General features: G+C 65.0%; 19 protein-coding genes. 10 read left to right on the plus strand and 9 right to left on the minus strand.

The genetic code is table 11. The features are described 5' to 3' along the window. Position 1: 1 nt before the first annotated feature. The 8 genes from ACNO8X_RS18385 to ACNO8X_RS18420 all read right to left on the minus strand — a co-directional run bounded on the left by ACNO8X_RS18385 (position 2) and on the right by ACNO8X_RS18420 (position 5692). A complete protein-coding gene (locus ACNO8X_RS18385; RefSeq protein WP_418002167.1) occupies positions 2-187 on the minus strand; it encodes a hypothetical protein in 186 nt (61 codons plus the stop codon). 186 nt (positions 188-373) lie between these two features. Beyond that, positions 374-709: a hypothetical protein gene (locus tag ACNO8X_RS18390; RefSeq protein WP_418002168.1), complete on the minus strand. Its 336-nt coding sequence runs from the start codon at positions 707-709 to the stop codon at positions 374-376. Between the two features lie 31 nt (positions 710-740). Continuing rightward, the gene (locus tag ACNO8X_RS18395; RefSeq protein WP_418002169.1) at positions 741-1202 is read right to left on the minus strand and encodes a hypothetical protein; all 462 of its coding nucleotides are present in this window, start codon (positions 1200-1202) and stop codon (positions 741-743) included. 432 nt (positions 1203-1634) lie between these two features. Then, positions 1635-1832 carry a helix-turn-helix domain-containing protein gene (locus ACNO8X_RS18400; RefSeq protein WP_418005951.1) on the minus strand — a complete coding sequence of 66 codons (198 nt, stop codon included), beginning with the start codon at positions 1830-1832 and terminating at the stop codon, positions 1635-1637. A gap of 250 nt (positions 1833-2082) precedes the next feature. Then, on the minus strand, positions 2083-3288 hold the full coding sequence (locus ACNO8X_RS18405; protein ID WP_418002170.1) for a tyrosine-type recombinase/integrase: 1206 nt from the start codon (positions 3286-3288) through the stop codon (positions 2083-2085). A 1060-nt stretch (positions 3289-4348) separates the two neighbouring features. Continuing rightward, positions 4349-4561, minus strand: a complete 213-nt coding sequence (locus ACNO8X_RS18410; RefSeq protein ID WP_418002171.1) for a three-helix bundle dimerization domain-containing protein — start codon at positions 4559-4561, stop codon at positions 4349-4351. A 58-nt stretch (positions 4562-4619) separates the two neighbouring features. Continuing rightward, positions 4620-5099 carry a DUF6653 family protein gene (locus ACNO8X_RS18415; protein ID WP_418002172.1) on the minus strand — a complete coding sequence of 160 codons (480 nt, stop codon included), beginning with the start codon at positions 5097-5099 and terminating at the stop codon, positions 4620-4622. After that, on the minus strand, positions 5096-5692 hold the full coding sequence (locus ACNO8X_RS18420; RefSeq protein WP_260939280.1) for a TetR/AcrR family transcriptional regulator: 597 nt from the start codon (positions 5690-5692) through the stop codon (positions 5096-5098). The genes ACNO8X_RS18415 and ACNO8X_RS18420 overlap by 4 nt, the downstream gene beginning before the upstream one ends. Before the next feature lie 530 nt (positions 5693-6222). Here ACNO8X_RS18420 and ACNO8X_RS18425 point away from each other — a divergent pair. The 6 genes from ACNO8X_RS18425 (at position 6223) to ACNO8X_RS18450 (ending at position 9965) form a co-directional block, all read left to right on the plus strand. Further along, positions 6223-6558, plus strand: coding sequence for a hypothetical protein (locus tag ACNO8X_RS18425; RefSeq protein ID WP_260939281.1), 336 nt, complete (start codon positions 6223-6225; stop codon positions 6556-6558). A gap of 111 nt (positions 6559-6669) precedes the next feature. Then, the gene (locus ACNO8X_RS18430; protein WP_418002173.1) at positions 6670-7191 is read left to right on the plus strand and encodes a hypothetical protein; all 522 of its coding nucleotides are present in this window, start codon (positions 6670-6672) and stop codon (positions 7189-7191) included. Between the two features lie 18 nt (positions 7192-7209). After that, on the plus strand, positions 7210-7863 hold the full coding sequence (locus tag ACNO8X_RS18435) for a DedA family protein (protein ID WP_043399255.1): 654 nt from the start codon (positions 7210-7212) through the stop codon (positions 7861-7863). 51 nt (positions 7864-7914) lie between these two features. Further along, positions 7915-8685, plus strand: coding sequence for a Clp protease N-terminal domain-containing protein (locus ACNO8X_RS18440; RefSeq protein WP_418002174.1), 771 nt, complete (start codon positions 7915-7917; stop codon positions 8683-8685). A 123-nt stretch (positions 8686-8808) separates the two neighbouring features. Further along, positions 8809-9357, plus strand: coding sequence for a hypothetical protein (locus ACNO8X_RS18445; RefSeq protein ID WP_418002175.1), 549 nt, complete (start codon positions 8809-8811; stop codon positions 9355-9357). Positions 9358-9434: 77 nt separating this feature from the next. Next, positions 9435-9965, plus strand: coding sequence for a GNAT family N-acetyltransferase (locus tag ACNO8X_RS18450; protein ID WP_418002176.1), 531 nt, complete (start codon positions 9435-9437; stop codon positions 9963-9965). A gap of 3 nt (positions 9966-9968) precedes the next feature. Here ACNO8X_RS18450 and zapE read toward each other — a convergent pair whose 3' ends face one another. Continuing rightward, a complete protein-coding gene (zapE, locus tag ACNO8X_RS18455) occupies positions 9969-11012 on the minus strand; it encodes a cell division protein ZapE (RefSeq protein ID WP_418002177.1) in 1044 nt (347 codons plus the stop codon). A 25-nt stretch (positions 11013-11037) separates the two neighbouring features. Here zapE and ACNO8X_RS18460 point away from each other — a divergent pair, with 25 nt between their 5' ends. Genes ACNO8X_RS18460 through msrB form a run of 4 tightly spaced genes read left to right on the plus strand, consistent with a single transcriptional unit; the run spans position 11038 to position 15187 of the window. Beyond that, positions 11038-11838, plus strand: coding sequence for a pyrimidine reductase family protein (locus ACNO8X_RS18460; RefSeq protein WP_133761873.1), 801 nt, complete (start codon positions 11038-11040; stop codon positions 11836-11838). A 36-nt stretch (positions 11839-11874) separates the two neighbouring features. Further along, positions 11875-13443, plus strand: a complete 1569-nt coding sequence (locus tag ACNO8X_RS18465) for an alpha/beta fold hydrolase (RefSeq protein WP_418002178.1) — start codon at positions 11875-11877, stop codon at positions 13441-13443. A 35-nt stretch (positions 13444-13478) separates the two neighbouring features. Beyond that, positions 13479-14774 (plus strand): arabinofuranan 3-O-arabinosyltransferase, encoded by a 1296-nt coding sequence (aftC, locus tag ACNO8X_RS18470; RefSeq protein WP_418002179.1) that lies wholly within the window; start codon positions 13479-13481, stop codon positions 14772-14774. Continuing rightward, entirely contained in the window at positions 14771-15187 is a 417-nt protein-coding gene (gene msrB / locus ACNO8X_RS18475) for a peptide-methionine (R)-S-oxide reductase MsrB (protein ID WP_133761870.1), read from the plus strand. Before aftC ends, msrB begins: the two co-directional genes overlap by 4 nt. Positions 15188-15190: the final 3 nt, after the last annotated feature.

The following is a 15190-nucleotide window of genomic DNA, read 5'->3' on the forward strand; positions in this document are numbered from 1 at the left end:
TCTAGCGGCATTGGGCCGGCGTTGCGGTCGTGTAGTCGCGAGCCTGCGCGTCCGTGATGACGGTCACCAAATCGGTTGCCTGCGCATCCGTGATCGTGAACTCCAACGGCATGTTTGGGCCAAAGTAGCTCCAAATGACGACGTGGTGCTTGCCCTCGGTCGTGCGCTGGGCGTGAATGTCCTGCATCGTGTCTCCCGTAAATGGCGATGCCCGCAGCCGTTGGCCGTTTCGTGGCCTTGGCTGCGAGCATCGTCGGTATGGCGGGCCGGTCGCTGACCTGCCTTGTTTCGTTTGGCATACCCGCCAAGTTGTTTGGGATGCCGGCGCCTGGTTGTGGTGTGGGGCGCCAGCATCACCGGTGTGAGTGGACTGTCAGCGGTGGCAGTAGTCCGCGAGTTCGTCGGCGGTCACGTCCCCGGTGTTCGTGAAGTAGTCGCGAACACGCTGCCGGCCTTCAGCCAATTCCTGTGCACTGCGGTCACGGCGGGCAATACCGGTCATTGCGTCCGCGTGCGCCAGCAGAGCTGCGCCGAGGTCAGCGGCATCCTCTGCCGTAATAGGGAAAACGATTGAATCAACGTGGTTGATGTAGCCCTGCCGAATGTTCATCCGGACACCGACTGCTGGGCGGCGGTCCGCCGTCTCAGTGCCGGTGACTAGCTCGAAGCTGGTCGGGTGCATCGTCATGTGGGCGTTGCGAAAGCGCATGTATTCCATTGTTTTCCTTCGTGTTTCGTTGTTATGCGGCTTGCGAATATTCCGCGTTGTAGCCGTTGAATCGTGTTGTTGTTTGCACCATGCGGTGGCGGCCTTGCAGCCAGGGCGGGTTGCGGGTCAGGTCGGCGCCTTCGCGCTTCTTCTTCGCCCGTGGCACCGTCCCGCGCCGATAGGCGGAACTGGTCTGCCCGTGCTGCGGGTAGTCGAACATGTCACGGGTCAAGCTGACCTTGCGCAACCGGTTCTCCCGGTCGATGTGGACCGCACCCCGCATGAGCGCCACGGATTCTCGTTGTTCCAAGAAGTTTTCGGCGTCGGCGGAAACCATATACATCAAATTGTTGGCGTGGCAGTTGCTCCGGTCGCCATCGCGGTGCGCGACCGTCGTGGCTTCCCAACCTGCCGGCGGCGGTCCGATGAACTCGTACGCCACCAACTCGGACACCAACCGCTCGTAGCACGTACCCATCGCCAAGTGCTTCATGCAATAGTCGCCGCAACCCTTGGTGCAGCGGTGGTAAGGGTCCAGTAGGTAACTCCCGTGTCGGTCCCCGTATACCGGGAGCACCCTGTTGCCTTCGTACTTCGTCCAGTCCAGTCTGACCAGATGCCGGTACTTGCCCGTCCGGGCCAACAGGTTCCCGTGCTCGTCGCGAATGTTCCCGTTCTCAATGATCTGAAGTCGTCCGCGAGACCCCGACAGAGGTAGTGATTTTGGGCGTGGTATTCGGCTCATTTTGCGCCCCGCTTCGCGTGGCCTGACCATCTCTGAATAGGGACGCTCGCGCACTCGCGACCCAATTCAACCCATCTACCATAAGGCGATTTTTTGATGCTATTTATAACTATAATCAACGCACCACCATTTTTACGATGAAACCGCATCTACGCAGATCAAAGCCTCTTCGCTGCGTCATCAAGCGGCAACCGACATTGGCCGCATGAGCGCCAACAACGAATCCCGGTCAACCCGGATAGTGTTCTTACCGCCGATCCGGTATGCCTTGAGACGACCGTCCGCGATCATTCGGCGAACCGTCTTCTCGCACATATTCAGATATATTGCTGATTGCTTGATGCTCGGCCGCGCCGGCAAGATATTCCCATTGTCCATAGTTGTCCTGTTCTGACTTAGTTCGAATACAAAAAGACCCACGGGCTACCCCGTGGGTCACTACACGCGTGGACGCGCACTACCGCGCGTCACTGCTCCATATTCGGTACTAGGCACGACTTGGTGACGAAACGCTCACCAGCCACGGTACTCACGTGGCTCCCCGACAACGGGGTTGGTTCGTCGTGGTCCTAGCTGTCAGGCTGGACACTAGAGGACAGACACGACAAGTCAGACGAAATTTCGCCGGTCATTGCTGGGCAAGTTTGGACATCGCCGCCGCAAGCTTCGTATGCCGCGCCTGCGCCGCGTGCTGATACCTCATAGCTGCCGCCGGCGTGGAATGCCCGATACGGTCCATCAGCTCAGCCAAGGTTGCGCCAGTCTGCGCGTACAACGTCGCCCCAGTGTGCCGTAGGTCATGGAACCTTAGGTCGGGACGCTTGGCTGCCTCGCGGGCCTTGTAGTAGTGCCGGTAGAACGTGGACGGTTGCAGCCGCACTGGCTTGCCGTCCGTGTCCGTCTCCCCCGCTGCCGGCGGGAACAATAGCGAATTCTTGCTATTGCCAACATGTTTAGACGCTAGATGCGCGTCGATGGCGGGCACCACGTGCGGCGGAATCGTCACATCGCGGATACCAGCCTCCGTCTTGGTCGGGCCTACCTCCCAACCGCCTTCAACCCGCACGGCTCCCCTGCGCACATGCACAACACCCTCACGAACCTTGGTCTCGTTGCCGTCGTCGTCACGCTCGACACCTTCAGTGATCTTGATGTCACCGCGTTGCAGCTCGACCAACTCCCCAAACCGCAGCGCACACCACGTCGCAAGCACAACCATCACCGCAAGGTGCTCGGGCATCTCCGACACGATGGTGTCAACCTCGGCATAGGTCGCCGGCCTGGTCTTGGTCTTGCGTTCGGTAGTGCCACCGCCAACAATCTCGCACGGGTTGACCTCGATCAGCCGGTCACGCTTGCGGGCGGTCTCCAAGATCGTTCGCAGCAGCCCGTACGCGTGCGCGCGTGTAGTCGCTGCGTTCGGCGCAACCTTCGCGTACCAGCGGTCAACCTGCTCCATGGTGATGTCGCGTACGACCTTGCTTTTGAACGTCGGGTAGATGTGGCTGTCGAGAAGTTCCTCGTAGTGCTCGCGGGTGCGCGGACGCAGCGGTCGCCCCTTCACCGTGCGAGTCTCCACCCACTTTTGGGCGTAGTCGCCGAACTTGGTTTCGGTATTACGTTTCGCTTGCTTCTGCTCGGTGGTTGCAGGCGGCGACCACAGCTCGCGATCGATTGCGCGGCGTGCGTCGATCAACCAACCCTCGGCGTCCTCCTTTGCGGCAAACGTCTCCGGTGCTTGGTATAGCTTGCCGTCTGGCCCGGTGTATGCAGCCTGGTGTCGGCCCGATGGAAGCTTGCGAATACGACCGAACCCGCGCCGCGCTTGTGCCACCTACAACCCCTGTCCCGTGCAAGATTCGTGCAACATACGTGCAATAAGGATGGCATTTCTTGGGTAGCGGTGTCCACTTTTGTCGCGCGATAACTTTTCATGTCTTCGCACGTAGATCGTGTGTCAATGCAGGTAGATCGATTGCGTCAATATTTGCGTGGATTACTATTCAATCCCAGTATCGCGCACCACGCCCTTGCAGGTCAGACCCGGTAACACCCGGGTCTTTCTTGTTTCCGTGCCCAATATGCACCCAACGTCCAGAGGGTTTGGCACGTGCCCCGGCGCGCAATCCATGACCTCAGCCGGACTGAGATTCACCGCATTGACTAGGTTCTGGCGCCGCAGCGCCTTTGCTCAGCGACCCATACCGCCGTGCCTCGCCGGCAAGAAGCGCACAATCGGCGCTTTTCTCTCGCCAGACAGCAACATATCAACTTCTTGCAATCTTGATAAAAACACCAGTGAACGCACACAGCATCTGTCAAGCTCAGTTTGGCAGCAAACATTATCGCTGCAAAGAACGGCTCACGGAGGGAACGGTCATGCCCATCAACAATCGATTCGCTATCTGTCGGCGCACCGGGGTCGCGTCACTCACGGCCGCAGTAGCGATTGGCTCCAGCCTCGCGGTCGCGCCAGCGGCGCAAGCAGCCGGCTATACGGCAGTCAAGTTCTGCATCACCCATGGCGCGGGCGGCCCGCTGTGGCCGAACATTCCGGTGATCCTGACGAATCCCGACGCAGGCGACGTGGCGAATGGGTCGAGTGGCTCCGGTTGCGGGCAATTCAACAACGTATTCGCAGGCGTCCGGTACATGGTGAGAGTTTTTGTTCCGCATAGGGCATGCCCCAACGGATTCGACACCGCGGGCAGAAGCAACTATCGATCCGACACGTCACTTCCGGGACGGGTGTACGACGTGGGACCCGTCGGTGCCGTTACTTATAGGGTCTGCTAGCGGACTCTGACGCCACGGACGGCGGACTTCGAATCGCGAAACTCGACCGGGGCTGAGCGTCGCCTGCGAAGGCTGATCAGAGCCTTTAGGAATACAGCTCAGACCGCGGCGGCCCGGAGGCCTTCGTCCAGTTCCTCGCGGACATGTCGCTCCACCAGGAGGGGCACGAAATCGCGCACCGCGCTCGACGCGAAACTCTCGTGCGCTTGTCGAACTGCGGTACCGATCCGGTCTGGATCTAGTGATGGGTATCGGGCCGTCAGGCGTGCCACGACTTGGCCGATCGCTCGCTCTTCGCTGAACTCGCGCATCGAATTATTCTCGCGCAGCACTCCCCCGTGCGCGACCAAAAACGAGATAAGAGTCCGGTCACTGACCGGCAGTCACCTCGTCATAGAAGATGCCGAGCCGGTCGATGCGCCACAACTGTCCGTACACGACGAGCACGGCGCCGAACACCGTCGGCCAGACGAGCAGCGCCGCAAGTCCCCACACCAGCAACGCTGCACCGACCAGTGCGCCAACTATCCAAACCCTCTGCACCACAGCGAAACCCGCCGGCATGCGCGAACGGTCCTGCAGCCACAGCCGCTCGCCGTAGATACCGCGGGACGACCAGGCAACGGGTTTGTCGACGGGGGCAAACGCGTGCGGATTCCGCCACAGCCACAGGATGACGACGCCGATCGGCGCCAGCGCCCACCACCCGATCCAAACGCGGCTCCAGATGGCCAGCATCATCAGCGGGATGGCCGCGAATCGGGTCCATACGCTCCACGGGTTGGCGTGACGGCGCCAGGCCTCGTCGCTCATACCGGCGGCGCTTGCGTACTTGTCCAGCAGCTTCATCGGAGCATCCCCCTTGCCAGAGTCCGGATGGTCGCATCGAGCACGTCGTCGTATTCGGCGCCGAACCGGTCACGGCTCATCACCACCAGCCCGACGGACCGCATGACGCCCAAGAGGGCCGTCGGCGCGATGTCGTCGACCAGGACGCCGGCCCGCTGCCCGGCCGCGAGGTAATCGAGCACCGGGCTGACGACCTGCGGCACGACCCGGGCGAGCTGTTCGGGCCCGACGCGACGGGTGACCGCCGTCAGCTCGTCGGCGCGCATCAGCAGCCGCCGATAGAACGGATCGTCGACGAGCACGTCGGTCATGGCACGCATGAGGCCGACGAGGTTGTCCTCGTCGATCGGACGGCTGAGCGCTTCGCTCAGCCCCGAGGCCACCAGAGGCGCACGCCGTAGCATCACTTCGAGATACAGCGATTCCTTCGAGTCGAAGAACACGTAGAAGCTGCCCTTGCTGATCCCCGCCGCCTGCACGAGCTCGTCCAACGACGTCTTCTTCAGGCCCTGGGTGGCGAACAACTGCTCCGCCGTCTCGACCAGAACACGCGCAATGCCGTCCTTCTCATCCGGGGTAAACGCCACCGCCATAGCTATGACTCCTTTGGTCAATTAGTCATAGCTTACCCGTTTGAAAGCCCCTCCACCAGGGCATCCCAATACCACCGCGCAGTCGCCAAGGCGCAGCGACAGTGAACACGCCCGGATGGCCATAGCCCAGCGCGTAACGCTTTACTGCTATTCGTCGATGTAGTAGACCGATGCGCCTCATTCAATAGCTACGCGGCGAAATTGACCCGCCGTGCAGCTAATTTGGTTGACGTAATGTTCTCAGCCTCGTTCCCGGTGGGCGCGCATCCCACCCAAAAGGTCCAACGAGACAGACATCAGTACTGTTCAACGCCTTGCAAGCGAGTTCTTGCAGTTCGGCCCGCCATCTGGCCCGACACCACACCCGCCCCACCCGTCGACACATCGACGATGGTCTTCTTTGTCCACAGCAAATCCGAAAGCGCAAAGTGAACATTTCCAAGAAGTTCGCTCATATAGTTGCGCGAGACACGAACGTGGACTACAAATGTTTGCTGTAAGCGACTTTCGCTCCAGGAGGGACCCTCATCATGGCTAACATCACCACCCGCCGTATCGCAGGATCGATCGCGCTCGCCGGAGGCGCCGCGATCGTCGCGCTCGCCGGTGCCGGCGCCGCCTCGGCCGCCCCGACCCCGCCGCCGAACCCGATCCAGCAGATCGGCCAGTTCGGCACCCAGCTCAACCACGCCATCGGCCAGTTCGGCACCGACAACGAGCAGGCCCTGGGCCAGGCCGGCACCTACTACAACCAGGCCGCCGGCACCGCGGGCACCTACTACAACCACAACACCGGCGTGCTCGGCACCTACGCCACCAACCAGCTCGTCGGTCTCGTCGGCGGCATTTTCGCGCCGCAACACTGACCTCTCGCGCAAACAGCGAAGGGCGTGGGCCGCAACGGCCCACGCCCTTCGCTGTTTTCTTGGACACTCATCGCCCCACGCACATAGCTAGAAGAGCTAAACTTTGACCTCATGAGCTCAAAGACGTCGATCGCCGCCGCCGCGGCACTGGCCGTGGTGAGCTGGGGCGCATCGACGGCCGTCGCCGTGGCAGACCCCACGCCGGCCCCTCCGGGTCCCGCCGCGCCCACCGCCGCAGGCCTGAAGACCAGCATCGACGGCGACGGACTGTTCATCGTCGGCAAGGACATCGCACCCGGCACGTACGCCACCGCCGGGCCCGTCGGCGATAAACGCTGCTACTGGCGCCGGATGAACAACGCAGACCCCCACGCCAAGAACAACGTCATCGACAGCGCCATGACCGCCAAGCCGCAGGTCGTGCTCATCGATGTCACCGACAAGGCGTTCAAGACCAGCGGCTGCCAGCCGTGGCACGTCACCGATGCCGCACCGGACTCCCCCGGACCGGGTCCGAACATTTCCCCGCAGGCCCGCGCCGCGATCGCCATTCTCGGCACCCTCGGCGGAGGCGGCGGTGCTCCCGCCCCAGCGCCCGCACCGGCGCCGCCTGCGCCGACACCTACGCCGTAGTAGTGCATCCTTAGCGGCATGGACGTCGACGCGCTGCTGCAATCGATCCCACCGCTGGCGGTGTACCTCGTGGTCGGGCTCGTGATCGGGCTCGAAAGTCTGGGCATCCCGCTGCCGGGCGAGATCATTCTGGTCACGGCCGCGGTCATGTCATCGCGGCACACCCTCGACATCGACCCGGTGGGCGTCGGGCTCTCGGCCGCCGCCGGCGCCATCATCGGCGACTCGATCGGATACAGCATCGGCCGACGCTTCGGCATGTCACTGTTCGAACGCCTCGGCCGCCGGTTCCCCAAACATTTCGGCCCTGGCCATGTCGCCCTCGCCCGTCGACTCTTCAGCCGCTGGGGCGTCTGGGCCGTGTTCTTCGGCCGCTTCGTTGCACTGCTGCGCATCTTCGCCGGGCCGCTGGCCGGAGCCCTCAAGATGCACTACACGCGCTTCCTGGCCGCCAACGCGGCCGGCGGAATCGTGTGGGCGTGCGGCACCACAGCCGTCGTCTACTACCTGGGCGTGGCCGCCGAGAAGTGGTTGGCCCGGTTCTCCTGGGTGGCCTTGCTGGTCGGCGGCCTACTCGCCTTGACCGTGACCCTCGTACTGAAAGAGCGCACCGCGAAGGCCATCGAGCAGCTGGAAACAGAGCACGACTGGGACACGCTGCGCCACTCGTGACTACGTCAACTCGCGGTTGACGAATCCCAAACGTCAACCTACGGTTGACGCATGTCCGAATCCGCGCACACGTCGACCCCCAACACCATCGCCGGCACCATCCGCCTCGACGACCTGATCGTGGCGATCAAGAAGGTGCACACCGAACCACTCGATCAGCTCACCGATGCGATGCTCGCCGCCGAACACCTCGGCGACATCGCCGACCACCTCATCGGCCACTTCGTCGACCAGGCCCGCCGATCGGGGGCGTCGTGGACCGACATCGGCAGCAGCATGGGCGTCACCAAGCAGGCCGCACAGAAACGCTTCGTCCCCAAAGAACCACGGTTCGACACCATGGACCCCAAGGACGGGTTCAGCCGGTTCACCCCGCGCGCCCGCACCGTCGTCGTCGAGGCCCAGCAAGCCGCGCACACCTCGCGCAGCACCGAGATCACCCCCGACCATCTCCTGCTCGGACTGCTCACCGATCCGGGATCACTGGCCATGGTCCTGCTGAGCAATCAAGGCGTCACCGCCGAGCAGATCCGCACGGCCGCCGCCGTTGCCGTCGGCACCGCCGAACCCAAGGCGCTGATCCCGTTCGACGGCGCCGCCAAGAAGGTGCTGGAGCTGACCTTCCGCGAAGCACTTCGGTTGGGGCACAACTACATCGGGACCGAACACATCCTGCTGGCGCTGCTCGAATCCGAGGACGCCGACGGACCGTTGCACTGCCTCGGCGTCGACAAAGGCCACCTCGAAACCGAGCTCGAGAAGATGCTCGCCGACTTCGTCGCCGCCGGGCAGGCGGCCGGAGAACAGTCCGGGCCGGCGTGAGTGTCCACTGACAGGGACAAATCGACCCATTGACCTCGACGCAGTGGCCAGATCTACTCCATTCGGACGAGGCCGTGATGGCGGTATGCCATCATGCGAGGCAGTCATTACGGAGAGGACGCGATGAGCACGGGCGTGAACGGCAACAGGACCTACCGCTGGTTGGCGGGTTTGCTCGGTGCGTTGACCCTGCTGGCCGCCGCGCTGGCGCCGTCGGCGGCGGCCGAGACGGCCATCGGCAACGTCGGCGATACCTTGCGGGTGAATTACAAGGGCCTGGTCGCCGACGTGACCGTGCACAACGTGCTCCCGTCTGACGAACCGCCGGGCTGGACCTGGAACGGCACCCCACGGTGGCGCAACCAGGGTGGCCCGTGGAAGTCCGACGTCACGGTCCACGTCATCTCGACGCCGAACCCCTACTGGATGGCGTCTGGCGCCACCTTCACCGGCGTCACGCCCTTCGCCGACGCCTACGTGTCCAAGCACACCGACGACCCCAACGCACTGGAGCTCAAGCTGCTCAGCGCGCCCGCCGGGTCCACCGTCGACGGCGTCGTCTACTGGGACGTCTACCGCGGTCTGGTGAGCAACGTGGTCATGCTCAACCCGGCCACCGGCACGCACCTCGCGCAGTGGAATCTCTGGCAACCGGAGACACCGATCCCCTGAGCCGCTGTCGATCCGACATAAACTGCCCCTGCCCCCTAGGACAGGGGCAGTTTTGTGTCTGCGGCAAGGAGATTCCGATGACGGTTCAGGTGCGGCCTGCGCAGGCCGCGGATGTCCCCGAACTCGCTGACGTGGCCGCCGCCACGTTCCCGCTGGCCTGCCCGCCGTCGTCGGCGCCGGACGACATCGCGGCCTTCATCGCCGGCAACTTGTCCGCCGATCGCTTCGATGCCTACCTGCGCGATCCCGAGCGCGCCGTGTTCGTCGCCCGCGACGAAGCCCGAATCCTGGGCTACACCATGCTGATTCGCGGCGTGGCCGACGATGCCGACGTGCAGCGCGCTGTGCCGGAACGGCCGGCCGTCGAACTGTCCAAGTGCTACGTGCTGCCCGACGTCCATGGCGGCACGGTTGCCGCGACGCTCATGGATGCGTCGGTCGGGTTCGCCCGGGACCTGGGTGCCCGCTGCGTGTGGCTCGGCGTCAATCAGGAAAACCAACGCGCCCAACGGTTTTACCGCAAGCACGGGTTCGAGATCAGCGGCACCAAGACCTTTCCGCTCGGCGCCCGGACCGAGAGCGACTACGTCCTGGTGCGCTCCCTCTAGCCGCTAGGCGTGGAGCTGGGTGCCCTCGTGGGTCAGCGCGAGCAGGCGCGACGTGGCACGCAGGTACTTCTTGCGGAAGCCACCGGCCAGCATCTCTTCACTGAAGACGGTGTTCATCTTCTCCCCCGACGCGACCACGGGGATGCCCGCGTCGTAGAGCCGGTCGATCAGCGACACCAGCCGCAGCGCGACGGCCTGGTCGTAGACCATGTGCACGCCGGTGATGAAAACCCGTTGCACGCCTTCGATCAACGCGTGATAGCGCGATGGGTGCATGGTCGCCAGGTGCGCGCACAAGGCGTCGAACTCGTCGAGCGTGGCACCTTCGACGTCGAGTGCCCAGGACCGCACCTCGTCGTCGGACGGCGGCACCGGAGCCGACGGCAGGGCGCGCTGCCGGTAGTCGGGGCCTTCGACCCGGACCGTGGTGAAAATGCTTGACAGCGTGTTGATTTCCCGCAGGAAGTCCTGGGCGGCGAAGCGGCCCTCACCCAGCTGTTCGGGCAGCGTGTTCGACGTCGCGGCGATCGACACGCCGCGCTCCACCAATGCCGAGAGCAGCCGCGAGATCAGCGTGGTGTTGCCGGGATCGTCGAGCTCGAACTCGTCGATACAGACCACCACATATGCCGACAGCAGATCGATGCACTCGGTGAAGCCGAAGACGCCGGCCAGCTGGGTCAGCTCACCGAACGTGGCGAACGCGGCTGGGCCCGCGTTGGCCCCGGCCAGCGTGTAGTACGTCGACGCCAGCAGGTGGGTCTTGCCGACACCGAAACCGCCGTCGAGGTACATCCCGACGCCGGGCAGCGCTTCGCGCTTGCCGAACAGTTTCTTCTTGCCCGCGCGCTGACGCGTCGCGTCCTCGCAGAATTTGCGTGCGGACACGACGGCCGCGGTCTGCGACGGCTCGTTCGGGTCGGGCCGGTAGGTATCGAAGCTGACCGCGGCGAAGGTGGGTGGCGGAACCAGCTCTGCGATCAGTCTTTCCGGCGTCACGGTCGGATGGCGATCGGTCAGGTGCGCGACTTCGCTGGCCCCAGGCATGAAGGCACCTTAGCGGCGTGCTGGAATGATTCACGTGTCCGATCCCGACGCTGCGACGCAGCTCACAGAGCTCAGTGCGGTCGGCGCTGCCTTCCTGACCGACTCCGCCACCAACGACGAATCGCTGCTGACGCCGCTCTACTCATACCCCGATCAGCTGGACCGGCCGTGGGTGCGGGCCAACATGATCACCAGCCTCGATGGCGGGGCCACCGACGACGGCAGTTCCGGTGGCCTGGCCGGTCCCGGCGACCGGGCGCTGTTCGGCCTCATGCGCCAGCACGCCGACGTCATTCTGGTCGGTGCAGCCACGGTGCGCATCGAGAACTACTCCGGCGCGCAGATGTCCGCGGCGCAACGGCAGGCCCGCCAGCTGCGCGGCCAGGCCGAGGTGCCGCCGATCGCGGTGATCACCCACAGCGCCGACATTCCGCACGACGCCAAGCTGTTCACCCGCACCGAAGTGCCGCCGCTGCTGCTCACCAGCCGCGACAGCATCGACGACACCTACCACCGGTTCACGGGCCTCGCCGAGGTCATCGACGCCTCGGGCGCCGCGCCCGACCGCGTCGACCCGCACGCCGTCCTGCGCATCTTCGCCGAACGCGGGCTCCTGCGGGTGCTGACCGAAGGCGGACCGTCGCTGCTGAACATGTTGATCGAGGACGACCTGATCGACGAGATGTGCGTGACCATCGCCCCGATCCTGGTCGGCGGGCAGGCCCGGCGGATCGCGTCCGGCCCCGGCGAGGCGCACACCCGGCTGCGCCGCAGCCACGTGCTCACCGACACGGCGGGCTACCTGTACACGCGCTACGTCCGCTGACGGGTGCGGCCTGCGGGCATCGCTACTGTGGTGGCCATGCGTCGCCGCCAGCTGCTCCCGGCCCTGAGCCTGTCGACCGTGGTGCTGTCGACGGTCGTGGCGGGATGCGCTCCGCTGCTGGCCGCCAACCCCCGGTACGTCACCGACTCCGGTGCCCGCCCGCAGGGCGCCGCCACCACGTCCAAGGCATCTGAAGGTCCACCCGCGATCTCGGTGCCCAAGAAGGACCTGACGTGGCACGAGTGCACGTCGCGGGTGTTCGGTGATGCGACAGTGCCCGCCGTGCCCGGCGTCATCCTGGACTGCTCCGATTACGACGCCGACCTCGACTCCCTGGGCGGCTCCTCCGGGACCGTCAGCATCGGTGTCGTCCGTGCTCGCCTGGCCAGTACACCGGCCGACGCCGGACCGATCGTCATGACCACCGGCTCGGACATCCCCACCTCGCATCAGCTGCCGGTGTGGCTGCAGCGCGGCGGCGTCGACCTGCTCAAGACGCGTCCGGTCGTGGCCGTCGACCGCCGCGGTATGGGCATGTCCGGAGCGCTGAGCTGTGTGTCCTCCAATGACCGCCAGGACCTGCTGGACCAGGCCCAGTTCCTGTCGGGTGACGACCAGGTCGCCAACCTGGCGAAGGTCGCCACCTCGGCCACCACCGACTGCACCGACAGCATCGCGCCGGGTGAGTCGGCCTACGACAACGCGCACTCGGCCGAGGACCTGGAGCGGCTGCGCAGCACCTGGGACGTGCCCGCGCTGGCCGTCCTCGGTATCGGCAACGGTGCCCAGGTCGCCCTGGCGTATGCGGCGTCGCACCCCACCAAGGTTGCCCGGCTGGTACTGGACTCCCCCTTGCCCCTGGGTATCTCAGCGGAAGCCACCGCCGAACAGCGGATCAAGGGCCAGCAGGCGGCGCTCGACGCGTTCGCCGCACAGTGCGTGGCCAACAACTGCCCGCTCGGCCCGGATCCCAAGGGCGCCATCGACGGCATGCTGGCCGACGCACGCGCCGGACGCGGTGCCGGCGGCGCTTCGACGGCCGGGCTGGTCGAGTCCATCACCACCGCGCTGGGCTACCCGCGGAGCGACGGACTGGCCAACACGCTGTCCCTCGCCGGTGCGCTGGCCGCCGCCCGCAGCGGCGACGCAACCGCGCTCAACGCACTCAGCACGACGGCCGAGGAGACGCGCCAGTCCGACGGTCAGTTCGTCAACCGGTGCGACGACTCCGTCAACCGGCCCACGCCGGACCGCGTCCGCGAGCTGCTGGTGGCCTGGCCCAAGAAGTACCCGCAGTTCGGCGCTGTCGGGGCGCTCAGCCTGGCACCGTGCCTGAGCTGGCCCAGCAGCCCGTCGCCCGCGCCCCCCAAGGACCTGAAGGTGCCGATCCTGTTGCTGGGCACCCACAACGACGCGATCGTCGGCGGCGACGGCGTCGCGGCGGTGGCCGCGATGGCGATCAACGCGGGCAACAACAGCCGTCGCGTGATGTGGCAGGGCACCGGCCACGGCACCATCGTCTACACGGGATGCGCCCTGCCGCCGGTGCAGGCGTACCTGAACACCGGCAAGCTGCCGGAGACCGACACGTTCTGCCCGGCCTAACCAGGCGGTCCGACGCCCCGTTATAGGGTTCGGTGGTGACGCGCCCTCTCTCGCTCCTGAGCGTCTTCGGTCCCCGCACCGGCCCACAGAGCACCGCGAATATCGTTCGCAATGCACTGTGGCCCATCGCGATCGTGTCGATCATCCACCGCAGTTACGTGCTGACGACCAACGGCTACATCACCGACGACTTCGGTCCGGTGTACCGCGCGGTGTCCAACTTCCGGCGGCACTGGGCCATCTACAACGAGCACTTCAACTACGTGGACCCGCACTACCTGTACCCGCCCGGCGGCACATTGCTGCTGTCGCCGTTCGGCTTCCTGCCGGAGTTCGCGTCGCGGTTCTGGTTCGTCGCGATCAACTCCGTGGCGATCATCATCGCCGCCTGCCTGCTGGTACGGCTGTTCAAGTTCTCGCTGACGTCGGTGGCATTGCCCGCCCTGCTGCTGGCCATGTACTGCACCGAATCGGTCACCAACACTTTGGTTTTCACCAACGTGAACGGCTGCATCCTGCTGGCCGAGGTGTTGTTCTTCACCTGGCTGCTGGACGGCAAGAAGAACCATGAGTGGCTGGCCGGAGCGGCGATCGGCCTGACGCTGGTGCTCAAGCCGCTGCTGGGCGTCCTCCTACTGCTGCCGCTGCTCAACCGGCAGTGGCGGGCGCTGGTCGCCGCGTTCGCGGTGCCCGTCGTCTTCAACGCGGTGGCCTGGCCGCTGTCGGCGGACCCCATGGGCTTCGTGCGCAACACCGTGCCGTACATCTTCCAGACCCGCGACTACTTCAACAGTTCGCTGCTGGGCAACGGCATCTACTACGGGCTGCCCATGTGGCTGATCATGGCGCTGCGCGTCGCCTTCGTGCTGCTGGCCGCGGCCAGCCTGTGGCTGCTGTACCGCTACTACCGCGAGCGCGACCAGCTGTTCTGGATGCTGACGTCGTCGGGCGTCCTGCTGATCACCTCGTGGCTGGTGTTGTCGCTGGCGCAGGGCTACTACTCGATGATGCTGTTCCCCTTCCTGATGACGGTCGTGCTGCCGCGCTCGACGATCCGCAGTTGGCCGGCCTGGCTCGCGGTGTACGGCTTCCTCACCATGGACCGCTGGCTCATGTGGCGCTGGCCGACCACCGGCCGGTTCCTCGAATACATCAAGATCACCTACGGCTGGTCGCTGATGCTGGTCGTGGTGTTCTGCGTGCTGTACTTCCGCTACCTCGACGCCAAGAAGGACGGCCGGCTGGACCAGGGCATCGACCCGTTGTGGCTGACGGAATCCGAGCGCAAGTCCGAACCCACAGCGCCGGCCGCAGGTAGCGTGAGCGCATGAGCATCCCGCCGCCGAAGGTTGAACTCTCCGACTCCCAGTGGCGCGAGAAACTGTCGGCCGAGGAATTCCATGTCCTGCGTGAAGCCGGGACGGAACGCCCGTTCGTCGGCGAGTACACCGACACCAAGACCGAAGGCATCTACCAGTGCCGGGCCTGCGGCGCCGAGCTGTTCCGGAGCACCGAGAAGTTCGAATCCCATTGCGGCTGGCCGTCGTTCTTCGACCCGGCCGACTCGGACGCGGTGATCCTGCGGACCGACAACACCCTCGGCATGCGGCGCGTCGAGGTGCTGTGCGCCAACTGCCACAGCCACCTCGGGCACGTCTTCGAGGGCGAGGGCTACCCCACCCCGACCGACCAGCGCTACTGCATCAACTCGATCTCACTTCGCCTGGTCCCGGCCGAGAGCTGACAC

Source organism: Mycobacterium sp. PDNC021, assembly GCF_048282635.1.
In the GTDB taxonomy this organism is placed as follows: domain Bacteria; phylum Actinomycetota; class Actinomycetes; order Mycobacteriales; family Mycobacteriaceae; genus Mycobacterium; species Mycobacterium llatzerense.

Excerpts from the sequence above, each read along its gene's own strand:
- ACNO8X_RS18400 (WP_418005951.1), bottom strand. The coding sequence starts at position 1,832 with ATGGACAATGGGAATATCTTGCCGGCGCGGCCGAGCATCAAGCAATCA.
- ACNO8X_RS18385 (WP_418002167.1), bottom strand. The coding sequence starts at position 187 with ATGCAGGACATTCACGCCCAGCGCACGACCGAGGGCAAGCACCACGTC.
- zapE (WP_418002177.1), bottom strand. The coding sequence starts at position 11,012 with ATGCCTGGGGCCAGCGAAGTCGCGCACCTGACCGATCGCCATCCGACC.
- msrB (WP_133761870.1), top strand. The coding sequence starts at position 14,771 with ATGAGCATCCCGCCGCCGAAGGTTGAACTCTCCGACTCCCAGTGGCGC.
- ACNO8X_RS18440 (WP_418002174.1), top strand. The coding sequence starts at position 7,915 with ATGTCCGAATCCGCGCACACGTCGACCCCCAACACCATCGCCGGCACC.
- ACNO8X_RS18415 (WP_418002172.1), bottom strand. The coding sequence starts at position 5,099 with ATGAAGCTGCTGGACAAGTACGCAAGCGCCGCCGGTATGAGCGACGAG.
- ACNO8X_RS18450 (WP_418002176.1), top strand. The coding sequence starts at position 9,435 with ATGACGGTTCAGGTGCGGCCTGCGCAGGCCGCGGATGTCCCCGAACTC.
- ACNO8X_RS18465 (WP_418002178.1), top strand. The coding sequence starts at position 11,875 with ATGCGTCGCCGCCAGCTGCTCCCGGCCCTGAGCCTGTCGACCGTGGTG.
- ACNO8X_RS18445 (WP_418002175.1), top strand. The coding sequence starts at position 8,809 with ATGAGCACGGGCGTGAACGGCAACAGGACCTACCGCTGGTTGGCGGGT.
- ACNO8X_RS18460 (WP_133761873.1), top strand. The coding sequence starts at position 11,038 with ATGATTCACGTGTCCGATCCCGACGCTGCGACGCAGCTCACAGAGCTC.
- ACNO8X_RS18390 (WP_418002168.1), bottom strand. The coding sequence starts at position 709 with ATGCGCTTTCGCAACGCCCACATGACGATGCACCCGACCAGCTTCGAG.
- ACNO8X_RS18395 (WP_418002169.1), bottom strand. The coding sequence starts at position 1,202 with ATGAAGCACTTGGCGATGGGTACGTGCTACGAGCGGTTGGTGTCCGAG.
- ACNO8X_RS18425 (WP_260939281.1), top strand. The coding sequence starts at position 6,223 with ATGGCTAACATCACCACCCGCCGTATCGCAGGATCGATCGCGCTCGCC.
- ACNO8X_RS18430 (WP_418002173.1), top strand. The coding sequence starts at position 6,670 with ATGAGCTCAAAGACGTCGATCGCCGCCGCCGCGGCACTGGCCGTGGTG.
- ACNO8X_RS18420 (WP_260939280.1), bottom strand. The coding sequence starts at position 5,692 with ATGGCGGTGGCGTTTACCCCGGATGAGAAGGACGGCATTGCGCGTGTT.
- ACNO8X_RS18410 (WP_418002171.1), bottom strand. The coding sequence starts at position 4,561 with ATGCGCGAGTTCAGCGAAGAGCGAGCGATCGGCCAAGTCGTGGCACGC.
- ACNO8X_RS18435 (WP_043399255.1), top strand. The coding sequence starts at position 7,210 with ATGGACGTCGACGCGCTGCTGCAATCGATCCCACCGCTGGCGGTGTAC.